This window comes from Streptomyces sp. NPDC057543 (genome assembly GCF_042801895.1).
Classification (GTDB): domain Bacteria; phylum Actinomycetota; class Actinomycetes; order Streptomycetales; family Streptomycetaceae; genus Streptomyces.
The window spans coordinates 1-4,312 of the sequence record NZ_JBHVFF010000460.1 but is presented as its reverse complement, the minus strand read 5'-3'; the positions used below and the strand labels follow the sequence as shown (position 1 = coordinate 4,312).

General features: G+C 71.1%; 5 protein-coding genes. 4 read left to right on the top strand and 1 reads right to left on the bottom strand.

Going from position 1 to position 4,312, the window contains the following annotated elements:
• On the top strand, positions 1 to 1,415 hold a 1,415-nt coding region (locus ACFU8Q_RS39685), incomplete at its 5' end, for an APC family permease (RefSeq protein ID WP_384464566.1).
• Between the two features lie 54 nt (positions 1,416 to 1,469).
• Here ACFU8Q_RS39685 and ACFU8Q_RS39680 read toward each other — a convergent pair.
• Positions 1,470 to 2,078 (bottom strand): GNAT family N-acetyltransferase, encoded by a 609-nt coding sequence (locus tag ACFU8Q_RS39680; protein ID WP_384464563.1) that lies wholly within the window; start codon positions 2,076 to 2,078, stop codon positions 1,470 to 1,472.
• 327 nt (positions 2,079 to 2,405) lie between these two features.
• On the opposite strand from ACFU8Q_RS39680, the gene ACFU8Q_RS39675 reads away from it, so the two are divergent.
• From ACFU8Q_RS39675 to ACFU8Q_RS39665, 3 genes are all read left to right on the top strand, one after another.
• Positions 2,406 to 2,834 (top strand): hypothetical protein, encoded by a 429-nt coding sequence (locus ACFU8Q_RS39675; protein WP_384464560.1) that lies wholly within the window; start codon positions 2,406 to 2,408, stop codon positions 2,832 to 2,834.
• A gap of 86 nt (positions 2,835 to 2,920) precedes the next feature.
• On the top strand, positions 2,921 to 3,571 hold the full coding sequence (locus ACFU8Q_RS39670; protein ID WP_384464558.1) for a DUF3105 domain-containing protein: 651 nt from the start codon (positions 2,921 to 2,923) through the stop codon (positions 3,569 to 3,571).
• On the top strand, positions 3,568 to 4,221 hold the full coding sequence (locus ACFU8Q_RS39665) for a DUF305 domain-containing protein (protein WP_384464555.1): 654 nt from the start codon (positions 3,568 to 3,570) through the stop codon (positions 4,219 to 4,221). The genes ACFU8Q_RS39670 and ACFU8Q_RS39665 overlap by 4 nt, the downstream gene beginning before the upstream one ends.
• Positions 4,222 to 4,312: the final 91 nt, after the last annotated feature.

Below are 4,312 nucleotides of genomic sequence, written 5' to 3'. Positions count from 1 at the left end.
TCGCCAAGGGGCAGATCGGCACCTTCGATCTGGTCTTCTTCGTCGTGGCGGCGGCCGCGCCGCTGACCGTGCTGGCCGGTGTCGCGCCGTTCGCCATCGGCATCGGCGGTCCGGGCACCCCGCTCGGCTACCTGGTCTCCGGTGCACTGCTGGTGCTGTTCGCCGCCGGGTTCACCGCGATGAGCCGCTACGTACGCAATGCCGGAGCCTTCTACGCGTACGTCGCCCGAGGGCTCGGCCGGGCGCTCGGCGTCGCCACCGCCTACCTGGCGACGCTCTCGTACAACCTGGTCGCCCCGGGTGTCGCCGCCGGGTTCGGCTACTTCGCCTCGACGACGCTCAGCGATCTCACCGGTGCGGAGCTGCCCTGGTGGCCGCTGTCGACCCTCTGCGTGCTGGGCACCGGGGTACTGGGCTGGCTGCGGGTCACGCTGAGCGCGAAGGTGCTGGGGGTGGCACTGGTCCTGGAGGTCCTGGTGCTGCTGGTGATGGATGTCGGGGTGCTGGCGGACCGGGGCACCGACGCCCTGGACCTCACGTCCTTCGATCCGTCCGTGCTGGCCTCCTCCGGCGGCATGGCCGGGATGTTCGTCCTGGTCATCGGCGCGTTCACGGGCTTCGAGGCGACCGCGATCTACGCCGAGGAGGCACGCGACCCGGAGCGCACGGTACCCCGCGCCACCTTTGTCGCGATCGGGTTCCTGGCGCTGTTCTACGCCCTCGGGGTGTGGATCCTGATGGGCAGCTTCGGCACGGACGAGTCGGTCGCGATGGCCCGGTCGTCGGACGGCCCGCAGCTGACATTCCACGCGGCCGACCGGTTCGTCGGCCCCTGGCTCGCCGACTCCATGCATGTGCTGATCGTGGTCAGCGCGTTCGCCGCCACCCTCGCCTTCCACAATGCCGCGGCCCGCTACCTCTACGCCCTGGGCCGCGAGGGCCTGCTGCCGCGCCGGCTGGGCAGGGTGTCGGCCCGGCAGGGTTCACCGGTGACGGCGGTCGTGGTGCAGACCGTCTTCGGCCTGGTGATCGTGGTGGGCGGTGCGCTGATCGGCGCGGATCCGTACTCCGAGATCTTCCTGTGGACCAACAGCACGGGCGTACTCGGCATCATGATCATGCAGGCGCTCGCCGCGCTCGCCGTCTGCTTCTTCTTCCGTCGTGACCGGTGCGGCATGTCGGTCTGGCGGGTCGCGGTCGCACCGTTGATCGCCTTCGTGGGTCTCGCGGTCCTGTCGGTGCTCGCCACGCTCCACTTCGATCTGCTCACCGGGCGCACGGGTGCGGTCAATGCGGCGCTGCTGGTGCCGCTGCCGGTGGTGCTCGTGGCCGGGTTCGTGGTGGCTCTGCGCATCCGCCGCACCGACCCCGAGCGGTATGCGCGGCTCACCGAGGTGGACGTCGAACGGGACTGAACGGCGCGACTTCGCGGGGAGGACGCGAACGGACCGGCACCGCCTCCGTCGCGGTCAGCCGTTCGCACCGTCTCCGCGGAGCCTGGCGTGCAGATGCATGTCGTGCCAGCCGTCGGCGTGCAGATGGGCGTGGCGCCGGGTGCCCTCCAGGGCGAAGCCCGTCTTGGCCGCCACCCGGCAGGAAGCCTCGTTCAGCACGGAGTGCGCGATTTCGAGCCGCTCGAACCCGATCTCGTCGAAGGACCAGCGTGCGAGCGCCGACACGGCCCGGGGCGCCACGCCCCGTCCGCGGGCGGCCGGCAGTACCCAATAGGAGCACTCCGCCAGACCGATCGCCGGCACCAGGGAACGGAGCGAGACCCGGCCGAGCACCTCCTCGGGCCCGTCGCTCGCTCCCCCGGGACGTACGACGGCCCAGTGGGCGTCGGTCTCGCTGTACCAGGCGTCCTGCCACTGCTCGATCCAGTCGCGCGCCTCGCCCTCGGTTTCGGCCCGGCGCAGGTGCCAGTGCTGGATCGCCGGATCGGAGAAGGCAGCGACGATCGTCGGCGCGTCCTCGCTCCGCCACGGCCGCAGAAGCAGGTCGTCGGCGACGGCAAGAGCCGGTTGGGCGGAGTCCGCGAGGCGCCCCGGAGGAATGAGGGGCGGCACCAGGTACGGCATGGGCGCATCATCGCACGGCGGTGGAACCGTTTCAGGTCCGTCTGCCGCCCCGCCCGCCTCCCTTGCGCGGAAGATCGCGCAAGGGAGCACGCACATGACGAGGTGCGGCGCACCAGCCCGTCAGGCACGCACCCGCCGGTCGAGCGCGCCGCCCGTACCCCTCAGGCGGGCGCCGCCCTTCCCCATCAGACGCGCACGCGGCCGTCAGCCGAGGCCGCGGGCGTCCTGCTTGAGGGCGGTGTCCACCGTCAGGGCCGTGGCCACGACGAGACTCAGCAGCGGCCCCACCCCTCATTGAAACTTCACACACCACGTACGATGGCGGCGATGAACACGCCGAGCGAACGGACGCACCAACGACGGCAGGGCGCCCACGCCTCGGCCGTTCTCGGCCTGCTGTTCGTCCTGCTCGCCATGGTCTCGTGCTGCTCGATCGCGCTCCCGGGTTCGGCCGCGCATCACCGGAGCACGCACACCACGGCCGTCGACCGGGTCCTGACACCCTCGCACCCCATGGCCGTACGGACCGTGGTGGCCGATGCTCCGGAGGGCCGGGGCGCGGGCAGTTCCTGCCATGTGACGTCCGAGCACGCGACACCTGTCGTGCTGCCCGCCCAGAGCGCGCCCGCGGCCCTTCCCGGCGTGACCGTCACGGCCCCGGCCGCCCCGCTCACCGGCGCCGCCGCGATCCGCGGCCCGTCCAACGACGCCGTGCGGGAAGTCGACCATCTCCGTCTGCAGGTTCAACGGATCTAGAGGCAGGGCCCGTTCCCCGGGACACCGAGGGACGTCCTCCCGCATGCCCTCAGCTCCATCAGTCGTGTTGAACCGAAGGACATTCCGTGACTTCCGACAAGAAGCAGAACACCGCTGCCGCCGCACGCCGCGCCAAGCTGGAGGAGGCCCGCCGCAAGGAACGGGCCCGCGAGCGGCGCAGCCGGATCATCACCCTCACCGCCTCCGTAGCCGTGGTCGCCGCGCTCGTCGCGGGCGGCGCCTATCTGATGTCCGCCGCCGACGACAAGGAACAGGCCGAGGCCGAGGCCAAGTCCTCGCCCGTACGGGGCGAGCGGACCTGGGACAAGCTCACGCAGAACCATGTCGAGAAGCCGGTCGACTACCCGATGAACCCGCCGGTCGGCGGCGATCACAACCCGGTGTGGATGAACTGCGACGCCGACGTCTACACCAAGGCGATACCGAAGGAGAACGCCGTCCACTCCCTTGAGCACGGCGCGGTCTGGGTCACGTACACGAGCAAGGCGAAGCCTGCCGACATCGAGAAGCTCGGCGAGCGGGTCGGCACGACGCCGTACTCGCTGATGAGCCCGGTCGAGGACCAGGCCGCCCCGCTGATGCTCAGCGCGTGGGGCAAGCAGGTGACGGTGACGAGTGCCACCGACGCGCGCGTGGCGCAGTTCTTCACCAAGTACGTACAGGGGCCGCAGACCCCTGAGCCGGGCGCGGCTTGCACGGGCGGGGTCGCCCAGTGACGTCCGCGGTCCGCTCCTCGCGCCCGATGGTGGTGGCGGGCGGGGTGGTGCTGCTGCTGGCGCTGGGCCTGGTCGCGCTGATGGTCCTGCGGCCGTCGTCCTCGGCGGGTTCCACGACTGCCGCCGTGTCCGAGGGCGCGCCCTCGGACACATCGGTCGATGCCGGCTTCGCCCGCGACATGTCGATCCACCATCAGCAGGCGGTCGAGATGTCGTTCATCGTGCGGGACCGTACGTACGACGTGGCGGTGCGCCGGCTCGCGTACGACATCATCAACACCCAGGCCAATCAGCGCGGCATGATGCTCGGCTGGCTGGAGATGTGGGGCCTGGCGAAGTCGTCCGAGGCTCCGCCCATGGCGTGGATGGGGCACACCTTCACACCCCGGGGCGACGGTTCACTGATGCCGGGCATGGCGACCGACACCGAGCTGGACGCGCTGCGGGCGGCGAAGGGCAAGGACGCCGAGGTGAGGTACCTGAAGCTGATGACGGCGCACCACCGCGCGGGTGCGGAGATGGCGCAGGCGGCGGCCGGCGCGGCCGGCACCGAGGAGATCAGGAACCTGGCGGCGGGCATGGTCCGGGGCCAGCAGTCGGAGATCGCGCTCATGGCGGACATGCTCGAGGAGCGCGGTTCGACGGCCTGAGCGCCGGACGTTCCGACAGCCCGTGCAGGTCCGACAGCCCGTGCAGGCCGGTGCGGATGCGTAGGCCGGTCCGTTCGCGGGGGAGGAATCC